Source organism: Pseudoalteromonas simplex (assembly GCF_015278155.1).
GTDB classification, from domain to species: Bacteria; Pseudomonadota; Gammaproteobacteria; order Enterobacterales; family Alteromonadaceae; genus Pseudoalteromonas; species Pseudoalteromonas simplex.
Window position 1 is genome coordinate 33,112 of record NZ_JADILN010000014.1, and the last position, 19,814, is coordinate 52,925.

Annotated in this window: 15 protein-coding genes; 8 read left to right on the forward strand and 7 right to left on the reverse strand. The window is 40.3% G+C overall.

Features of this window, described 5'->3' with window-relative positions; translation table 11 throughout:
* The first annotated feature begins 269 nt into the window (after positions 1–269).
* A complete protein-coding gene (locus IRQ78_RS18525; protein WP_138600398.1) occupies positions 270–1,970 on the forward strand; it encodes a dipeptidyl-peptidase 3 family protein in 1,701 nt (566 codons plus the stop codon).
* Between the two features lie 48 nt (positions 1,971–2,018).
* On the opposite strand, the gene IRQ78_RS18530 is transcribed toward IRQ78_RS18525, so the two are convergent.
* On the reverse strand, positions 2,019–2,771 hold the full coding sequence (locus IRQ78_RS18530; protein ID WP_194442891.1) for a substrate-binding periplasmic protein: 753 nt from the start codon (positions 2,769–2,771) through the stop codon (positions 2,019–2,021).
* A gap of 58 nt (positions 2,772–2,829) precedes the next feature.
* On the reverse strand, positions 2,830–3,234 hold the full coding sequence (locus IRQ78_RS18535) for an HIT domain-containing protein (RefSeq protein WP_138600394.1): 405 nt from the start codon (positions 3,232–3,234) through the stop codon (positions 2,830–2,832).
* A 112-nt stretch (positions 3,235–3,346) separates the two neighbouring features.
* Between IRQ78_RS18535 and IRQ78_RS18540 the strand changes: the two genes are divergently transcribed.
* From IRQ78_RS18540 to IRQ78_RS18555, 4 genes are all read left to right on the forward strand, one after another.
* Positions 3,347–5,572: a S9 family peptidase gene (locus IRQ78_RS18540; RefSeq protein WP_138600392.1), complete on the forward strand. Its 2,226-nt coding sequence runs from the start codon at positions 3,347–3,349 to the stop codon at positions 5,570–5,572.
* Positions 5,573–5,721: 149 nt separating this feature from the next.
* Positions 5,722–7,359 carry a methyl-accepting chemotaxis protein gene (locus tag IRQ78_RS18545; protein ID WP_194442892.1) on the forward strand — a complete coding sequence of 546 codons (1,638 nt, stop codon included), beginning with the start codon at positions 5,722–5,724 and terminating at the stop codon, positions 7,357–7,359.
* 313 nt (positions 7,360–7,672) lie between these two features.
* Complete coding sequence (locus IRQ78_RS18550; RefSeq protein ID WP_194442893.1) at positions 7,673–9,793, forward strand: Calx-beta domain-containing protein; 2,121 nt, start codon at positions 7,673–7,675, stop codon at positions 9,791–9,793.
* A gap of 173 nt (positions 9,794–9,966) precedes the next feature.
* A complete protein-coding gene (locus IRQ78_RS18555) occupies positions 9,967–11,553 on the forward strand; it encodes a S41 family peptidase (RefSeq protein WP_194442894.1) in 1,587 nt (528 codons plus the stop codon).
* 91 nt (positions 11,554–11,644) lie between these two features.
* Here the strand turns inward: IRQ78_RS18555 and IRQ78_RS18560 are convergent, their stop codons facing one another.
* The 4 genes from IRQ78_RS18560 to IRQ78_RS18575 all read right to left on the reverse strand — a co-directional run bounded on the left by IRQ78_RS18560 (position 11,645) and on the right by IRQ78_RS18575 (position 16,381).
* Positions 11,645–13,168: a M17 family metallopeptidase gene (locus IRQ78_RS18560; protein WP_194442895.1), complete on the reverse strand. Its 1,524-nt coding sequence runs from the start codon at positions 13,166–13,168 to the stop codon at positions 11,645–11,647.
* 103 nt (positions 13,169–13,271) lie between these two features.
* A complete protein-coding gene (locus IRQ78_RS18565) occupies positions 13,272–14,954 on the reverse strand; it encodes a carbon starvation CstA family protein (protein WP_054552592.1) in 1,683 nt (560 codons plus the stop codon).
* Positions 14,955–15,060: 106 nt separating this feature from the next.
* A complete protein-coding gene (dinB, locus tag IRQ78_RS18570) occupies positions 15,061–16,113 on the reverse strand; it encodes a DNA polymerase IV (protein ID WP_054552593.1) in 1,053 nt (350 codons plus the stop codon).
* Between the two features lie 61 nt (positions 16,114–16,174).
* A complete protein-coding gene (locus tag IRQ78_RS18575; protein WP_054552594.1) occupies positions 16,175–16,381 on the reverse strand; it encodes a hypothetical protein in 207 nt (68 codons plus the stop codon).
* Between the two features lie 153 nt (positions 16,382–16,534).
* Between IRQ78_RS18575 and IRQ78_RS18580 the strand changes: the two genes are divergently transcribed.
* From IRQ78_RS18580 to IRQ78_RS18590, 3 genes are all read left to right on the forward strand, one after another.
* Positions 16,535–16,963 (forward strand): acyl-CoA thioesterase, encoded by a 429-nt coding sequence (locus IRQ78_RS18580; RefSeq protein WP_054552595.1) that lies wholly within the window; start codon positions 16,535–16,537, stop codon positions 16,961–16,963.
* Between the two features lie 12 nt (positions 16,964–16,975).
* On the forward strand, positions 16,976–18,028 hold the full coding sequence (locus tag IRQ78_RS18585; protein ID WP_138616062.1) for an aldo/keto reductase: 1,053 nt from the start codon (positions 16,976–16,978) through the stop codon (positions 18,026–18,028).
* A gap of 182 nt (positions 18,029–18,210) precedes the next feature.
* Complete coding sequence (locus IRQ78_RS18590; RefSeq protein ID WP_138600380.1) at positions 18,211–19,092, forward strand: ABC transporter substrate-binding protein; 882 nt, start codon at positions 18,211–18,213, stop codon at positions 19,090–19,092.
* Here the strand turns inward: IRQ78_RS18590 and IRQ78_RS18595 are convergent.
* Positions 19,043–19,654, reverse strand: coding sequence for a fumarylacetoacetate hydrolase family protein (locus IRQ78_RS18595; protein WP_054552598.1), 612 nt, complete (start codon positions 19,652–19,654; stop codon positions 19,043–19,045). The genes IRQ78_RS18590 and IRQ78_RS18595 overlap by 50 nt on opposite strands.
* Positions 19,655–19,814: the final 160 nt, after the last annotated feature.

The window sequence follows — 19,814 nt, forward strand, 5'->3', positions numbered from 1 at the left end:
GTGCCATCCTCTTGGGTTAGTTTGCCAAAATAAAGACAAACTAATGACTGACATTATTAGATTAGTTCTTGTTTTAGTATTGTCTAACTTAACGCTAAAGTTAAGAAAATCACAGAAATTATCTCTTTTTATGCTTTTTAATCATGTAACTGATAAATAAATATCGCTTCTAGCGCTGTATACTTGCCATGTATATGGCAGGTTTGCTTTAATGCATACACTTTTTGTTTTAATAACAATGACTCTCACTAAAATCGGGAACGGGCAAAATGACATTAAATAAAATTAGCCAAGCACTTATCTTATCAGGTGCTGTTTTTCTTGGTGCATGTTCTGATCAGCAAGCAACCACTTCTCAAACTCAGCCTGCTGCAGAGCAAACAAAGCAAAGTATTGAACAGAACAACCCACAACTTATCAATGCAGATGAAAACCGTTTAGACATTTACACAGACTTCACACTTACTTCTGATCTTAGCCACCTGAGTGATAACCAAAAGCAAATGGTTGGTAAGTTGATCGATGCCTCAAAAATTATGGATGAGCTATTCTGGCGCCAAGCATTTGGTGAGAACAAAGACGCTTTCTTAGCAAAAATCAATGATGAAAAAGTTCAGAAATTTGCAGATATCAACTACGGCCCTTGGGATCGCTTAAACGGCGACCAAGTTTTCTTATCAGGTTATGAAGAAAAGCCTCTAGGCGCTGAATTTTACCCAAGCGATATCACTAAAGAAGAATTAAACAACGCAATCGTTGATGACAAAACAGGTCTTTACTCAGTGATCAAACGTGACGAGAAAGGCCTTCTTTACAGTGTGGCTTACTCTGTTGAGTACGCACAAGAGCTAGAAAAAGCAGCCAACTTGTTACGTGAAGCAAGCAAGCTAGCTGATGATAAAGAATTCGCTAACTACTTAAGCATGCGTGCAGATGCACTAGTAAATGATGACTTTCAACCATCTGATTTTGCATGGATGGATATGAAAAATAACCCTATTGATGTGGTTATTGGTCCTATTGAAACCTATGAAGATCAACTATTTGGTTACCGTGCGGCGTATGAATCTTATGTACTAATCAAAGACTTGGCATGGAGCGAGCGTTTAGCTAAATTCGCTGCTTTCTTACCAGAGCTACAAAAAGGTTTACCTGTAGACGAAAAATATAAGCAAGAAGTCCCAGGTTCAGACGCTGACTTAAATGCTTATGATGTCGTTTATTACGCAGGCCACTCAAATGCGGGTAGTAAAACAATTGCTATCAACTTGCCAAATGATGAGCAAGTACAGCTAGAAAAAGGCACACGTCGTTTACAGCTTAAAAACGCAATGCGTGCTAAGTTCGATAAAATCTTAGTGCCTATTTCAGAGCAGCTAATTGTTCCTGAGCAACGTAAACACATTACCTTTGACGCTTTCTTCGCAAACACTATGTTCCACGAAGTAGCGCACGGTTTAGGCATTAAAAACACCATTACGGGTAAGGGTACTGTTCGCCAATCATTGCAAGAGCATGCAAGTGCCCTTGAAGAAGGTAAAGCGGATATCTTAGGTCTTTACATGGTTGAGCAATTACTTAAGAAAGGCGAGATCACTGACGGTACATTAGAAGATTACTACATCACCTTTATGGCTGGTATCTTCCGTTCAGTGCGTTTTGGTGCTTCAAGCGCACATGGTAAAGCGAATATGATCCGCTTTAACTTCTTCGCTGAAGAAGGCGCATTTTCTAAAAATGCTGACGGCTTATACAGCGTTAACATGGAGAAAATGAGCCAAGCAATGGAAAAACTATCGCGCTTAATCTTAACGATTCAAGGTGACGGTGATTACCAAAAAGTTGATCAGCTAATCGCAACTCATGGTGAGATCAAAGCTGAGCTAGCGAAAGATTTAGAAAAATTAAGCCAAGCTAATATCCCAGTTGATGTTACTTTCAAACAAGGCAAAGAAGTATTAGGCCTTTAATACCAGCCTTGTCTGATATAAAAAACGCTGCAATTGCAGCGTTTTTTATTATTCTCGTGCGACAAAACTTAATCCATATTTGCTATTCAGCTGGACTATATCACCACTAATCAACATCTTATTAAACTCTGAATTAAAGTCATCTATAAACTCATTAAGCTCCCGTTGCTTAGTGAAACCATAATAGCCTTGATTCACCGTAATGATTGGCGACAGCATGATAACCTTACTAGAAATTGATAAATCATCAATAATCGGAAGAGCAGCTCGCGGGTGAGTCATCACTAGATCAACTCGATTATGCATTAACTGTAAAAAACTAGCTTTAACACTCGCCACTTCTGACAAAGTTAAACTTGATTTATTGCGTTTAAATTCTGAACCATAATTCCAACCCCGAGTAATACCAATCACGTCTTTACGTAAGCTTGCGAAATTACCAGCCCAAGTTACATCGCTATTTTTTTTGGTAAAAAAGACAATAGGATCTTCATAAAATGGCAAGGCACTAAATTGCATATATTGTTGACGTTGAAGAGACTTATAAGGACCGATAATGGCATCTGCATGGCCTTGCTCAACCATTTTTAAAGCACGCTTTAGTGGCATGATATCGATGACGAGTTCATGCCCAAGGCGTCGACAAATTTCATGAGCAATATCAGCACCTAAACCAATCACTGTACCTTGTTGATCTTGTTCTAAGATTGCGGGGAAATGGCTCCCAACAAAGTAAAAACTTTTTGCTGTTACGGAAAATGAACATAGAAAAGCCAATACGGCTATTACTGTGCTTTTCACTTTTATTAGTCTCTTATTTTTCGCATCTACTTAGCTTAGCGCAATTTAATATGATTGATTAAAAATGTGCTCTTAGTTGCTCTATTTGTTCATCGCTATATGGAACTGCCGGTAATTTCCCCCAAATAGGCGCTGGCCAAGCCGGATCGGTAGTGAAGCGTGCAATATGATGAACATGTAATTGCGGTACCATATTACCCAATGCTGCTATATTGAGTTTGTCTGGGCTGAATACCTGTTGTAACAACTTACTCAGTTTGCCCGACTCTTGTAATAAGGTAATTTGTAGCTCTTCAGACAGATCGATAATCTCTTTAACGTCTGCAACTCTTGGCACTAAGATAAACCAAGGGTATTGGCTATCATTCATCAGCAATACTTTACACAGTGGCCAATCCGCAAGTTCAATGCAGTCGCGTTGTAGTTCTGGGGCCAGAGAAAACGACGTATCAGTATTTTTCATCAATAAATCCTTTGATATTGGGTAATCAAATCCTACTTTATAGCATTTTGTTGCAGTTGCCTAAGCTTACCATTAACATCATGGCAGTTTTTATTCGAGCGAAGGTACTCCTGTGCTAAAAAAAATTAAATCTCTCTCACTTGCTCTGCCAGTGGTGGCCACTGCATTTAGTGTGACTGCTGAACCACTCACACTTGAGCGTATTTTTGACGATCCAAGCTTAGCAGGCAAAGCGCCTGTACAACTTAAATTCTCTCCAGACGGCAGTCGTGTCACTTACCTGCAAGGTAAAACCGATGATTACAACCGCTACGATCTATGGGAATACAACTTAAAAGATAACAAAAACCGCTTATTAGTTGACTCTGCTGCGCTATTTTCTGGTCCAGAAAACTTATCTGATGAAGAAAAAGCACGCCGTGAGCGCCAACGTATTTTTGGTAAAGGGATCTTAGAATATAAATGGTCTAAAGATGGTAAAGCGCTTTTATTCCCACTTAATGGCGACCTTTACTATTACGAGCTTGCCTCAGCTAAAAGCCGCAAATTAACCGACACAGACGCATTTGAAACCGATGCACGCTTCTCACCTAAAGGGCACTTCGTATCGTTTATTCGTGAGCAAAACCTATACGCACTTAACTTAAAAACGGGTCAAGAAATCCAATTAAGTAAAGATGGTGGCGGTGTTATTAAAAACGGCATGGCCGAGTTTGTTGCGCAAGAAGAAATGGGCCGTATGACTGGCTACTGGTGGTCTGGTGATGAGTCTAAAATCGCTTATACCCGTGTTGATGAAAGTCCAGTAAAAGAAGCGATCCGTAATGAAATTTACGCCGATGAAGTAAAGCTTTTTAACCAACGCTACCCGTTTACAGGTACCGACAACGTTAAAATTCAGTTAGGTGTTGTAAGCATCAACAATCAAAAAACTGACTGGGTTGATTTAGGCGACGATCAAGATATTTATATCGCTCGCGCAAAATGGTTAAAAGATAACAAAACGCTTTCTTATCAGTGGCAAGACCGCTCGCAACATAACTTAGAGTTACGTTTTTATAATAGCGACACTAAAAAGCAAACGGTTGCCCTAACAGAAACCAGTGATACTTGGATTAACCTACACTTTGATTTGCAATTCTTAAACGATAAAAAGCATTTCGTTTGGGCATCTGAGCGCGACGGTTTTAAACACCTTTATTTATACCGCACAAACGGTGAAATGATCCGTCAAATCACCCAAGGTGAATGGGTTGTTGATAGCTTAAAAGGTATCGACGAGAAAAAAGGCATCGTGTATTTTGCAGGTCGTAAAGACACAGCACTTGAGAGCCACCTTTACAGCGTACCGCTATTCAAAAAAGGCGAAATTAAGCGCGTAACTGAGCTAGGCGCTTACCATAATGTGGTGATTGCTAAAGATAACAAAACCTTTATCGATAACAGCTCATCAGTGAATAAGCCTGGCTCTGCGGCATTACGTAAAATTAATGGCGAATTTATCACTTGGCTTGAAGAAAACAAGTTAGATAAGTCACACCCATTAACGCCTTACCTAGCTGATTTGATCACCCCAGAATACGGCACACTAACGGCTGAAGACGGGCAAATCATGCATTACCGTTTATTCAAGCCAACTAATTACCAAGACGGTAAAAAGCACCCAGTTATTGTTAACGTGTATGGCGGCCCTCATGCTCAGCGTGTAACGAACAGCTGGCGTAGTAAAAACTTATACTTCCAGTACATGGCACAACAAGGCTATGTTATTTTCCAACTTGATAACCGTGGTTCATACAACCGTGGTAAAAAATTTGAAGACGTGATTTATAAGCACTTAGGTGTGGCTGAAGTGGCAGACCAAATCAAAGGTGTCGAGTTCTTACGCACCCTTGATTACGTTGATCCTGAGCGTATTGGTATTTATGGCCACAGCTACGGTGGTTACATGGCGCTTATGACCATGTTTAAAGCGGGCGACTACTTCAAAGCCGGTGTTTCTGGTGCGCCAGTTACTGATTGGGCACTTTACGACACTCACTACACTGAGCGTTATGTAGGTCACCCTGCAACTAACGCGAAAGGTTACGAAGCAAGTGCAGTTTTCCCGTATGCTGAAGGCTTAAAAGGCCCGCTGATGATTTATCACGGTATGGCTGATGATAACGTGTTATTCACTCACGCCACTAAGTTATTCAAACAACTGCAAGATCAAGAAAAACAGTTCGAAATGATGACTTACCCGGGCTCAAAACACAGTTTACGTGGCAAGAGCGTACAAACGCACTTACACCAAACCATCACAAGTTTCTTCAACCGACACTTTAACGTTGAGTAATCACGTTTAATTTCGGTAACTTAGACTAAAGGCTGATTGTTAAATCAGCCTTTTTTTTGTCTCAATGTATTCTACTATTTAACTAGATTTTCGACCTATTTTGGCTACGCTTAATACATTGCTCTTATGAGCATGACGAAGGAACACACATGAATTACTTACGCCGTTTTACAATTTTTCAGCGCCTCGCCATGTTAGTGAGTGTGGTCGTGATAGGGCTGATATTTTTGAGCGTCTCGAGTTTAACGCAGCAATACAGCTCGCTAAAGCAAGAGCAATACATAAAAACCCAAAACCTTGTTGAGTCAGCCTACTCTATTATCGAGCATAACTATGCGTTGTTTGAGCAAGGTAAGCTGAGTGAGCAACAAGCCAAGCAAGCAGCCCTCGAAACAATTTCTGCACTACGTTATGACAATAACAATTACTTTTGGATCAACGATTATGAACCCGTTATGGTCATGCACCCGTTTAAGCCAGAATTAAATGGTAAATCGCTAGCGGGCAGTAAAGATCCAGATGGTGTGTTGTTATTTGTCGATATGGTTAATATCGTCAAAAAACAAGGAGAGGGTTTTATTCCCTATAAGTGGCCAAAGCCAGGTAAAGATCAGCCCGTTGATAAAATTGCCTACGTAAAAGGGTTTGCAAAGTGGCAATGGATTGTTGGCTCTGGTGTCTACATTGATACCATTGAAGAGGCGTTCTCGTCACTTCGTACCCATGTCATTATCACCGCGGTAGTGATTATTGCCCTACTGGTTGCGCTTAGCTACCTAATTGCCAATAGCATTCTTCGTCCGACACAACTTGCCGCAAATATGATGAAAGATATCTCACAAGGTGAAGGTGATTTAACTCAAAAGCTTGATGAAAACGGCAATGATGAAGTGTCTCGTTTGTCGCGCTACTTTAATTTGTACACGGCAAAAATGCGTGAGTCACTAAAACATGTTGCCGACAACGCAGAGCAAGTGAATCAGTTTGCCCACAGCGTTGATGATGCCAGCAAAACCAATCATTCATTTATAGAACTGCAAAACGACAGCTCAACTCAAGTGGCCACTGCGATGGAACAAATGACCCATCAAATTCATGATGTCAGTCAGAATGCTGAACAAGCTGAGCATGCTGCCAATGAAGCGGCGCAAAATGCAGAAACGGGTAAGCAAGTTCTTAACAAGACCATCACCGCCATTGAAACCTTGTCACGTAACATTGAACAAGTGAGTAAGGTTACTGCCGACCTTGCTGCAGAGAGTTACAACATAGGCTCAGTGCTTGATGTTATCCGCAGCATTGCAGAGCAAACCAACTTACTGGCACTCAATGCAGCCATTGAAGCAGCACGTGCTGGTGAGCAAGGTCGAGGCTTTGCCGTTGTAGCTGACGAAGTGAGAACTTTGGCAAGCCGTACAGGTAAAAGTACCGATGAAATTCAAGCTATGATCAGTAAACTACAAACCGGTGCACAAGCTGCTGTTGATGCTGTATCAGCAAGTCAGCAGTTATCAAGTGAAACGGTTTCACAGGCAGGTGAAGCAAATAGCTCCCTTAGTGAAATTGAACGACTAGTCACTATTATCAAAGATATGAACAGCCAAATTGCTCGCGCTACCGAGCAACAAACCAGCGCCGCAGATGAAGTTAACTTGCGGATTAATGAGCTTTCACAATCAACCGAGCAATCACTGTCGAATACCCAAGGACTTTCCAACGCCAGTGATAATTTAAAGCATAGCTCACAAGCATTGAGCGATGTAGTTAACCGTTTCAAACTCGATTGATCACAGCACTTCAAAAGCCCTGCAATGGTTTGCGGGGTTTTTCTATAACCTTTCTTTTTTATCCCCTAGTAATTTTTGAAGCCACTAAAAATTCAACCCACTGATTTAATTAGATCTTTATTAAATAGATAAAAAAAAGATGATAAATAGATATTAACGAGATTTACATAAATAAATTAAAAAGGAACTAATGGGGTGTGCTGAATTAAATTGCCATTGGCATTTAATCACTATTACAAAAATAATAAGGAGCGATACCAAAGTGCCTTCAAGAAACATACACCCCAAAAAGAACACACACTTAAAGCGTACTATGTTAGCTGCAATTTGCACTTACTCGCTACTCGGAGTAACTAATCAAGCGCTGGCAGATACAACTCAAACAAAACAAATTCCATTACACTTTATTGTTGCAGCAACCGATAAAGATGGCGCTAATGCCAAAGTTGACCAAGCCACTATTGAGCAATCAATTGAAAACTTAAATTCACATTATCAAGGTACAGGTTACTCATATCACTATAAATCTACTGACTTCGTAACCAACGAAGAGATGCCTGGTTTTTATGACGACGATTACTCACCAGACAATAGAGTGTTATTTATTGAGCCTTATTTTGATAAATCAGCTTTAAATGTCATGGTCGCAGACTTTGATGGCGTCAATGGTAATGCGTTTTTTCCTTACTTTGGCGTAGATGGTGTATTAATTGACACAGAAGATCTTGTTACAACGACACTCGCACATGAAATCGGCCATAACCTCAGTTTATTGCATACCTTTGCCGATGGTGATGATGAACCTATTTCAGTGCAAATCGGTGAACGTGGCTACTTGTACGGTGACCAGATAATCGACACCCCTCCTTCTTTTGATGACTTAGATGATGATATTGAAAATTGCGAATACACAGGCTCTGCCGAAGATGAAGAAGGTACTCCCTACGCCCCTGATGCCAAAAACATAATGAGCCAAGGAAAAAATACCTGCCGTACGCACTTTTCTGCACAACAAATAGACCGTATGCAGTACGTTTTGCAAAGAGATAAATACCATCTTTTTAATCAATTTGGTGAAGGTAGAACCGTACCAAACTGCGAAAACTCAATTATAGTTACTCAATTCCCACATATAGATGGCTTTAATTTTAATCAAGAAATAGCGCAGCCATGGGTTCAAGATGTAGCTAATAACGGCTTCTTTTTTAGAACCTCACCTGATTCAAATTCAAGCAGAACAGGTGCTGATGAACCCTTTGAGGGGCACAGCTATTTACAAATTGATAGTAGCAAACGGGATGACACTGATTTTGATGACATTGTATATGCCAAAAAAGGTGACAAATTAAACTACTTAAGCCCTTGCTATGACTTGAGCTTCATCGAAAAACCGACATTGGAGTTTTACTTCAATATGCACGGCAAAGATATGGGAACTAGTATTATCGAGGTATCCGCCGATAATGCGCAAACGTGGGCTGAGTTATGGCGAAAAGAAGGCCAACAACACTCCGACGGCGACATTTGGGAAAAAGTGACGGTTGATCTATCTAACTACAGAACAACTCCCGCACAGCTGAGACTAAGTCATATCATAGAAGGTGAAAAAGGTGATGCGTCATTTGATCTTTTCACTGTTTCGGGCACTCAACCTCAGCAAGATTATGAATTTAATAGTAATACTCTCAATATAGCCGAAGACGAAAATGAAGTAACATTCAAGGTCATTAAAAACTCTGGCTTAGATAGTAGTTCGAAAATACGAATTTACACCGAAGACGTGGATGCTATTGCTGGAGAAGATTATACAGCACTTGATGAGACCCTTACTTTTTCGAGCCAAGAAACTGAAAAAGAACTAGCTATAAATATATTTGATAATAATGAAGTTGATGGTTCTCGCTCTTTTAATATCAAACTAGCATCTGATGAAAGTGACATAATCTTCAATGAATCAATTGTAACGATTGAAGACAACGATGTTGATTTCAGCTATGAATTAGACATTTCAGACACACAAATATCAGAAAATAGCGGCCAACTATTAGTTGGTATAATCAAATCCGATCCAACCGATTTTGAAACAAAAGTTCGTATAAAAACGACGGATGATAGCGCGGTCGGCGGCACTGATTTTACAGCTCTTGATGAAGTACTTACCTTTGCTCAAGGCGAAACACAAAAAGACATTACGATCGACATTATTGATAATTCAGAGGTAGATGGCTCAAGACGCTTCACTCTCGTATTAGAGTCTGAATCATTCAATGAAAAATACGCTGATGAAGTAATCACAATCACCAATGAAGATGGTATTCCAGAGCATGCAACCCTAGATGATAAAGCAAGCGGCAGTGTATCAGGTTACTTTACACTAATGCTCGGCGCACTGTGCTTTATTCGTAGAAACCGAAAGAAGAACATAAAAGACTAAACCTGACCAAGCATAGGCTTTAGAGCACAGGGTTGTGTCTAAAGCTTATGCTTTTTTTTAGGAAATAGTTCCTTTTAATTAGCGAAGTAGTAGTGAAATGGAAGAAATTAAAAAGGGCAAAACCAGCTAACTTTTTAAGTGACAAGATGTCTACAATTTCATACGGAGCATAGTTGAAATACTTTATTTATCAAAAAGCGCGATTAACCTTACTTAGCCTAACAATCCTGTATTCAGTGGTAGTTGCACCGCTTTCAATCGCATATGCCGCAGAACCAAATTTTGCTAATATAAAAAATATTGATTTTCAAATATCAAAGCTAAGAGATTGTTTAAAAAGCTACTCCCATCCAAATTTACAAGATTTATGTGTTCTAAATAAAGCTATAAACTTCTTTCACCCTAATGTGAATTTCTCTTTTTCAAAGGAACAATATTCAGAGAAACTTAGGCTGTTAACAGAGATTTCACCAACACTTTCAGAACAAGAATTTACTCTACATTTAGCTGAATTTGTTGCAAAAATTAATGATTCACACACATATATTAGCTTCAATAAAATGAAAACTACTAACTTACCAATTTCCTTACAATTAGAAAAAGGTGAGATAAATATTAAAAATATTAATTTTATAGGCTATTCAACCAACCCTCATAAGCTTATTAAAGTTAACGATGATGACGCAAGCTCTTTAATAAAAAAGTACAGCAACTATTTCCCCTTACTAAACAAAAAACCTAATTTGCATGATGCCGCAAATTATCTTTTAGTTATATATCAACTTCACCACCCAAATGCGAAAACAATTCTTAATATTGAGTATGGAGATAACAAAAGTTTATTCATTGACTTAGAAGAATTAAAAAAAGGTAAGCAAACATCAAAAATTACTGAGAAAAAGAAAAAACAGTGCAAATTTAAAAACTACTTTCTATTAACGATTTCTAACTTTACAGAACTGAGTTCATTAGAGTGCATTAAAGAAATTCAGCATTATTTGAATGAAAATTACAAAATAAATAAAAAGCTTATCATTGATTTACGAGATAATGGAGGCGGCTCACTTGAAATTTCAAAAGAGTTATCCAAAAAGATATTTGGTATAGATATATTTAAAAATGATGTAAAGGCGGCAATAGCAAGCAATGTATCGAAATATAGAGTGGAACTTTTAGCAACTCTTTTTGAAACCATACAGCAACAACAGAGCTTGAACGAAGATTTAGTTGATAAAATTAAACAAAACCTTGAGTCTTACCCTATAGATAAAAGAATTGATGAAGAAATAAATTTAATATTAGCTGCCTTTGATAATATTACTGTTATCAATTCTGCTGATAAAAATAGCTCTCAGGAATACCTTTTAGTGAAGTCAAATTCACATTCTGCTTTAACAGATCATGACCTTAATATTCCAATCTATATTCTTACCAATGAAAACACGAGATCAGCGGCCAGCTTATTTGCACTCTACGCACAAAAGTATATCGGCGCAAAAGTAATAGGTACAGGTATTGGGGGAGATAGAAAAAACTTTGGAAGCCCACAAAAGGTCATTTTACCAAATTTAGACTTACCAATTTATATTTCAACACAATACTTAATTTCGAACCATGTGGAAAACTATCAAGATATTCAATGGCCATCACCTGCAGATAACGCAATTGTATTAGATCATTATTTAGACTCACCTCCTAGTGGTTCGCTTTCAGTAATCGTAGAGTCTTTGATTAATCAAGGTATTCTCAAAGACAACTAATAAACTCATGAAAAAATTCAGCTCTTTAATAAGTTTAAAGCCCTGCGCTGCTGTGCGGGGCTTTTCAAACTTAAAACTTACAGCTTTTAGCTTACAAACAATAACGAGCGAATAAGCTGCTTACTGTTGCGGCGGTAGGCTTGCCATGTTGCCAATCACCACCTTCTACACCACTGCCTGCGATATCCATATGAACATACGGTAATGGCTGCGCTGATTCAGTACCATGTTTATCTAAACCACCAACAATCGCTAAGAATGCCATCGGGAACTGATGACCACGTGCAGTTACAGCAGAAGCTGCATTGTTACTTGATAGTACGTCATCAGCTAATGTGCGAGGGCGAATGAAGTCATAATCTTCACGGCGGCTACGAGATACTTCTGCGGCATCTGCCCATAAATCGCCTAAGTCAGCAATTTGGCGCGAAATTTTCGCCGCGCGAGCTGGACCATTTTCAACATACGCACTGTAAGGACCCATAGCACGTGCTGCGTGGCCTGTTAGTGTTGCAACAGTGAATAGCTCTGGATTCACTTCGTTTAAAGCGCGATCTTTCATTTCGCTTAGTAAGTCGCCCATAGCTAAACGGCCTTCAGCATCTGTGTTACCGATACGAACACGCACACCTTCGCGGCTAGTAATGATTTCATCAGGAACAAAACAATCAGAACCAATTGAGTTACGAACTACGGCTAAGTAAGCAATCACTTTTACGCCTTTTGGTGCAAAGTCAGCCACTGATTTCATAAAGCCAGCAACCGAAGCAGCACCGCCTTTATCACGGCTCATACCTGCCATAAAGCCACCCACTTTAAGGTCTGCACCACCGGTATCGTAAACTAAACCTTTACCAACAAACATTAAGGTACGCTCAACATCGCCTTCAGGCACGTATTCTAGTTTTACAACACGTGGGTGATGACGCTCAACAGCATAAGATGCGCGCGCTACGGTGCTCATCATTGGGTAATCTTTATCGATAGTGTTGATATCTGAAATCACTTCAACAGACACCTTACTACCAGCAAATAACTCAACACAGTAGTCTGCAAAACGAGGTGGTGCCATACGCTCAGGCTCTGTACCACATAAATCACGTGCAGCGTATTGGCCTGCAGCAATAGCATTAAGCGCTTTGCTCATTGCCTCGTCTGCACCCACTAGGCTAATTTGGCTAATTGGTTCAATCGCTTGGCCGTGGAACTCACGTGCCTCAAGTGGTTGCCAAAGCGCTTGGCAAGCACCTAAATAAGCCACTTCAAGGGCATGCTTGTAACGGCTATCTTGATTTACGTTAGCAAGTAAAATTGCAGGCTGAGTGCTACCCGATGCTTTCGCTTCTAGTACACCTTGCTTTGCTGCATCAAAGTAACGACGTACATCATCATAATCACGGTTCAGAGGGCCTGTAGGCGCTAAAATAACGCGTTTAGAGTCAATTACAAGTAATGTCACTTGTTTGCCAATACGTGCGTCTACAGCTTGTTGAACGCTAATAGCTTGACTTAAGCTTGCGTCTGCTAAAGAAGAAAAATCATCACCGATAATAATCAATGCATCGTGATTTGCATCCGCTAGTTGAGGGGCTGCAACTGCATGAGGGTATGCCATAAAAAAGGTCCTGCTGTTAAAAACATAGGACCTTATTATCATTGATTTAGGGCGCTATTGCCAGCCAAGTAAGACAGCTTACTATAAGGCTGGCAAGCTAAGTTTACTGCTCTGTAATGTGTGCTGAGTCTTTACGATGCTTAACAATTACAGACCAAGCTTCAAGCATAACCAGTACGCTCACAACCAGTACTAACAAATCAAGTGTCACCAGTAACCAGTTACCTTGTTGGTAGTACTCGCCCAATTTAATAACCCCAGCAAAGAACGCCATAACGAGTACAAAACTCATTGGTATAAGCGTGTATTTAGCTGGACGATTCGCTTTAATTAACATTACCGAAATCACCAGTAAGGTTAAGCTTGCTAAGATTTGGTTAGTCGAACCGAATAACGGCCAAATGATCATACCGCCGCTACCGTCAGCGCCACCAGCTCCAAAGGCAAGCAGTAAACAGCTTAAAACTGCAATAAGTGTAGCTACAATACCATTACGAATGATGCTGATATTATAAATATCTCCCCACTCTTGGATGATATAACGCTGCAGGCGTACGCCAGAGTCCATGGTAGTCCCCGCAAACAAGACCACCATCACGGCAAGTAAGGTTGATGCCACCTCTTGCGAGATACCCCAACCACTTTCAATTAAGTTAGCGCCACCATTAATAAAGGCGCTGACACTACCTGCACCTAAGTGACTATAAATTTCATGCCATTCTTCAGGTGATACAGCAAGTGCAACACCACTAACTGCAACGAGTGTAATAAGTGCAAGCATACCTTCGCCTACCGCACCTAAGTAACCCACAAAGCGACCATCAGTTTCTTTGTTCAACTGCTTAGAGCTGGTACCTGAAGACACAATACCGTGGAAACCCGATACCGCACCACAAGCTATGGTCACAAATAGCAATGGAATAATACTTGGTGTATCTACCGCCGTTTGCGTATTAAACGCAGGCGCTGTGATATCTGGCATTGATACAAACACCGCACCGTAAAGAAGCACTAAGCCAACCAATAACTGCATACCGTTGATAAAGTCACGAGGCTGTAACAGCATCCACACAGGCAATAATGAAGCAATGGCTGCATAGATAAATAAGATGATGATCCAGTTCGCATTCGCACTTAGACCAAACATTTCATCAGGTAATGAAATTGGCATACCACTACCAAGGTAAATGGTGTAATAAAGAATTCCCACACCAACTAAACAAAGCGGAATTAACGACACTTTACGGCGTAGTAACTGACCAATAACTAAGGCCACTACAATCGCTGACCAAGCGGGGAATACCGCGTTAGGTTGCGATACAAATGACTTGGCAATCACCACACCAAATACCGCATTCACCATCAGTAGTACTAAGAACACCACAATCATAAATAATGCACGGGTGCGTTTACCAATTACGCTTTCAGATAAAGCGCCCATTGATTTGCCTTTGTTACGCGCACTGGCCCATAGAGCGCCCATGTCGTGAACACCAGCAAAAAAGATAGTACCAAATACTACCCAAAGTACCGCAGGCACCCAGCCCCAATATACGGCAATAGCAGGGCCAACAATTGGCGCAGCACCTGCAACAGAGGTGAAATGGTGGCCCCATAACACAACTTTGTTAGTTGGCACATAATCCACACCATCCTCAAGTTCATGAGCTGGCGTGACAAAATTATCATCCATTTTAAATATTTTTTCGGCGATGAATTTCGAATAAAAGAACCATCCGAACAACATACCGACTATTCCGAGCAGCACGATTACGACCGATTGCATAGTCATCTCTCTTATTAAGTTATAATGTTGTCTAAGGTGTTGAACTAGGCAGGCCTAGCACCCCAACTAGACACTAACAAACTTTCAAGCACCAAGGTGTTAACCTTTAGTCTAATATACTCAGCTGAAAATGCTCGTGAGCCTGACTCTTTATTCCGACACCTATCCCTAACAGGCGTACTGGCTGGTTATTACCTCGCTCATAGGCTTTGCTCATTAACTCAGCAAAAATGCGTTCGTCTAATTGATGGTGGCTTTGATCGGCACTGGTCACGACAAAATTGGCAAATTTTACTTTTACCGATAATTTATTGATGCGGTTGTTTAATTGTTGTTTATCAAGACGGCGGGTTAATTCATCCATCAAGCGGGGTAACTGGCTTAAACACTCGTCTAAATTATTTTTGTTGTATTCATAGGTGTGCTCAACACTGAGTGACTTTCGTACTCGCTCAGTTGACACTTTGCCAACGTACTCGCCTGCACACTTTTGATATAAAGAGACGCCAAAATTACCAATGTGCTGCTGCATCCAATTAACCCCTTTCGCACGCACATCAGCCCCTGTGTAAAGCCCTTTAAGTTGCAGCTTTTCTAAGGTCACCTTGCCAACGCCGGGAATTTTGCCAAGCGGTAAACTCGCCAAAAAGTCATCAACTTGATCGGGTAATACCACAAATTGACCATTAGGCTTATTTTCATCGCTAGCTATTTTGGCAATAAACTTAATTGGCGCAACGCCCGCTGAGGCTGTCAGCCCAGTGGTGTCATAGATTTCTTGGCGGATTTGCTGTGCCATGAGTGTTGCACTGCCTTTGCATGCGGTACTGTCGGTTACATCAAGGTAGGCTTCATCTAACGATAACGGCTCAATAAGGTCTGTGTACTTTGCAAAAATGGCGCGAATTTGCGTGGAGATTTCTTTATAAACCTGCATTCGTCCGGGCACGATAACCAGATCGGGGCACAATTGTTTGGCGTGATAGTTGGACATCGCCGAGCGCACACCATATTTACGGGCAATATAGTTGGCTGTTGAAAGCACCCCGCGACGACTATTACCACCTATAGCCAGTGGCACATTGGCAAGCGCGGGGTTATCACGCATCTCTACAGCTGCATAAAAGCAGTCCATATCGATGTGAATGAATTTTTTCATCAGGAACACAACAACTGTTTATATATACAGTTATTATATTTAAACTTCCTGAGAGTGCAAGCTAAGAGGTTTGGCTTGTTTGTTGGTTTGGTTTTTTGCGACTGATAAGCCGTGCGCCAAATAACCAAAACGCGGCTTCGAATAACAAGCCCACGACAATTAAAGCGATAAATCCTGACATTGTGCCCATGCTATAACAGAGCAAAGCTAGAGCAAGTAAGATGAAAAGTGCAATCCACTTTATCACCCTCAAGGTTAGTTGCTGCATAATTAAGGTCCTTTAATGTGTGTTCATTTTACTCACACTTTACGTAAGCGTGAACTTATAAATCTAGCACGATTTGCTGAGATTTCTAATTTCCTTGAGCTAAAAGCATCATATTGCTAACCTAAGTTTTCTCACAATCAATGAAGATTTACTATGCAATCGTTTATAGAACAACACCCTATCAGAACCAAAATAAATGTCGCATGGGGTGAAATGGATGCCCTACAACACGTTAATAATGTGGTGTACTTTCGCTACTTCGAAACAGCTCGTATCGATTTTTTCACTCAACTAGGCTTTCTTAAAGATTTACAAGTAACAGGTGTGGGTCCGGTGATCAGCGAGAACAATGCTCGCTATAAACGCCCAGTAACATTTCCTGATACGGTGCATGTTGGTGTTAAGATTAGTGACATTGAACACGATCGCTTTATGATGCATTACACTGTATTTAGTGAAAGCCAAGACGCAGTAACAACCATTGGCTCATCACAAGTGGTTATGTTTAATTTTAAAACGGGTAAAAAAGCTCAGTTAAATGATGAGTTATTAACTGCACTTAAAGCCCATTCTAGCGATTAACAAGGATCTATTATGCTTTATAGCCCACTTGGTCGAAGTGGTATTGATGTATCTCGTGTCTGCTTAGGTAGCATGACATGGGGTATGCAAAACAACCAAGCCGATGCCGATGAACAAATCGCCTATGCATTAGATAAAGGCGTTAACTTTATTGATACCGCCGAAATGTATGCCGTTCCACCTTCTCCTGACACCTACGGTAAAACAGAAGAGATCATCGGTAATTGGTTAGCGCGAAATAAAGACAAACGCGATGATCTTGTCATTGCCACTAAAATAGCAGGTAACGGCTTACCGTGGGTTCGCGATGCAGGCGATATTACTCGCCAAGCAGTGGTTGAAGCCGTTGATGCATCTCTTAAACGCTTACAAACTGAGGTTATCGATTTATACCAATTACATTGGCCTAACCGTACATCACCGCACTTTGGTAAACAGTGGCCAGGTAAAGTGTGCTTCTCAGAAGCTGACACTGATCAAAATATCGCGGGTATGTTAGATATTCTTGAAGGTCTAAATGACTGTATCAAGGCTGGTAAAATTAAGCACTGTGGTTTATCAGACGACACTCCTTGGGGCATTAGCCAGTACTTGCGTTTAAGTGAGCAACATAACCTTCCGCGTATGGTTTCTATTCAAAACGAATTTAGTCTCCTGCACGCCAAAGATTGGCCGTATTTAATTGAACAATGTATTCATGAAGATATTGCTTACCTACCTTGGTCACCGCTAGGTGGCGGCATGTTAAGCGGTAAGTACTTAAATGGTGCTCGCCCTGAAGGTAGTCGTTGGACGCTAGTGCAACGTAATGGTTTATTTAGAGACACAGTACAATCTCGCGCTGCGATTGCTGAATATGTTGAAATTGCTAACGCCTTTAATTTAACCCCTTCACAACTTGCATTGGCTTGGTGTAATCAAGTGGATGGCGTAAGCTCAACAATCATAGGCGCTACATCTATGGCGCAGTTAAAAGAAAATATCGATGCTTTTTCTGTGCAATTAAGCGATGAAGCTAACGATAAAATCGCTGACGTATTTAACCGTTATCCAATGCCTTTTTGAGCATCTCCCTGCAATATTAATAAGTCTATTAAATGATAGGCTTATTAATACTTATTCATCATTTTTACCTTTCTCCTACAACTTCACCAATACTTTAGTGTATGGTAATTCACAGCATTTAACTTTTTTGGTTGTTAATGAGTAAATACGTAAAACATATATTATGCATGATAATGGTGATAGTGCTTGTTCCTATAACCTATGCTTCAGAGCGGCTTTCTATAACTTGGCTCGAAACAGATAACAAACCTTTCTTTGTTGATAAATCTGAGCAATATCCTTTAGGTGGCTTGTGCAACAACATAACCGACTTACTGATTGAAGCAATGCCAAATTTTAAGCATCAAAAGTCACTATTGCCACCTAAGCGATTAAGCAAATATCTCGATGATGGCCACTTAGCGTGTTACGCGTGCATGATCCATCGAGATAAAAAAACTAACCGTGCCACTTACTCTATTCCAACTGCAGTTTATCCATCCTTTAGCGTGTTAAGTACTGAAGAAAGAGCGCTAAAGATTAAGCAAAAACACGGTAATCCAGTGTCATTAATTTCATTATTGACTGATGCCAATTTTATTTATGGCCAAAATGATGCGCGAAAATTTGGCAGTAAACTGGATGCAATAGCTAAAAATACTAAGCTTTATGAGAGTGCTGCATTAAGTGGCACCGGCAGCCATGCAAACCAAGCGCTACTATCGCAGTTAGAGCATGGCTACATTGATTACACAATTGATTACCCATTTGTTGCTGATTATTACAATCAACAAAACCAACAGAATATTCAAAAGCTCAGCATTGCTAATCCAACTCAAAATGTGGTTTTTGGTGCCATTGGTTGCTCAACAAATGCGCCTAATAATTATGCCGAAAAAGTACTTGCAGAAATCAATGAGGCGCTGAAAAACAAAGTACTGCCGAGTGAAAAATACCAGCAAAGCCAACGAATTTGGCTCGAACAAAGCTTTCCTGAGTTTTCAACTTATTATCAGCGCTCTATTTTAGACCCGCTTAAAGAGCCTGCCACTGATGAGATAACAGCTCCTGTTGATCATCCATAAGTGTTACAGCAAAGCTCGAATTTGCGACAACCTTCCCTACCCCTTCAGGCGTGCCAGTCATAATGATGTCGCCATCTTCTAGGTCCATAAAATCACTAATTTCAGCTAAGATTTGCTCTGCGTTATGCAGCATTAACCTTGTATCGCCTAGTTGAGTGTCTATTCCATCAATCTTTAGACTAAATTGATAATGACAACTGGCATTAACCGCAACAAATTCAGTAAAAAGCGCTGAACCATTAAATGCTTTTGCGCGCTCCCAAGGCAGGCCTTTTTCTTTAAGTGTGCTTTGTAAGCCTCGTTTGGTTAAATCAAGCCCAAGCGCAACCGCTGCTAGCTGTTTATCTTTAACTAAAAAGCAAAGCTCAGTTTCGTAATGTAGAGCCTCACCTAAGTGTTCGCTATTAAGAGAATCAGTGATGGCGCTATTTGGTTTTGCAAACAGCACCATATTTGTTGGTGTTTCATTGTTAAGCTCTGCAATATGCGCAGCATAATTACGACCTACGCAAATAATTTTGCTTGGGGTGAATACTTCTTTATTCCATTTCACTGATTGCACGCAAATACCTCTCATTTTAACAAATGTAAAAGACTCAATTTTTTATTTTTAGCATTAACACGCCAATTTCGTACCTAAAATAAGTAAATTCATTGGTAGAATAATTCTCATAATAACATAAACATAGATATTACCTTTCACTATAAGCGTTATTTATGTT

Coding starts and splice junctions, on each gene's coding strand:
- IRQ78_RS18560 (WP_194442895.1), bottom strand. CDS start 13,168: ATGGCATACCCTCATGCAGTTGCAGCCCCTCAACTAGCGGATGCAAAT.
- IRQ78_RS18585 (WP_138616062.1), top strand. CDS start 16,976: ATGCTTTATAGCCCACTTGGTCGAAGTGGTATTGATGTATCTCGTGTC.
- IRQ78_RS18550 (WP_194442893.1), top strand. CDS start 7,673: ATGTTAGCTGCAATTTGCACTTACTCGCTACTCGGAGTAACTAATCAA.
- IRQ78_RS18580 (WP_054552595.1), top strand. CDS start 16,535: ATGCAATCGTTTATAGAACAACACCCTATCAGAACCAAAATAAATGTC.
- IRQ78_RS18565 (WP_054552592.1), bottom strand. CDS start 14,954: ATGCAATCGGTCGTAATCGTGCTGCTCGGAATAGTCGGTATGTTGTTC.
- dinB (WP_054552593.1), bottom strand. CDS start 16,113: ATGAAAAAATTCATTCACATCGATATGGACTGCTTTTATGCAGCTGTA.
- IRQ78_RS18535 (WP_138600394.1), bottom strand. CDS start 3,234: ATGAAAAATACTGATACGTCGTTTTCTCTGGCCCCAGAACTACAACGC.
- IRQ78_RS18575 (WP_054552594.1), bottom strand. CDS start 16,381: ATGCAGCAACTAACCTTGAGGGTGATAAAGTGGATTGCACTTTTCATC.
- IRQ78_RS18545 (WP_194442892.1), top strand. CDS start 5,722: ATGAATTACTTACGCCGTTTTACAATTTTTCAGCGCCTCGCCATGTTA.
- IRQ78_RS18525 (WP_138600398.1), top strand. CDS start 270: ATGACATTAAATAAAATTAGCCAAGCACTTATCTTATCAGGTGCTGTT.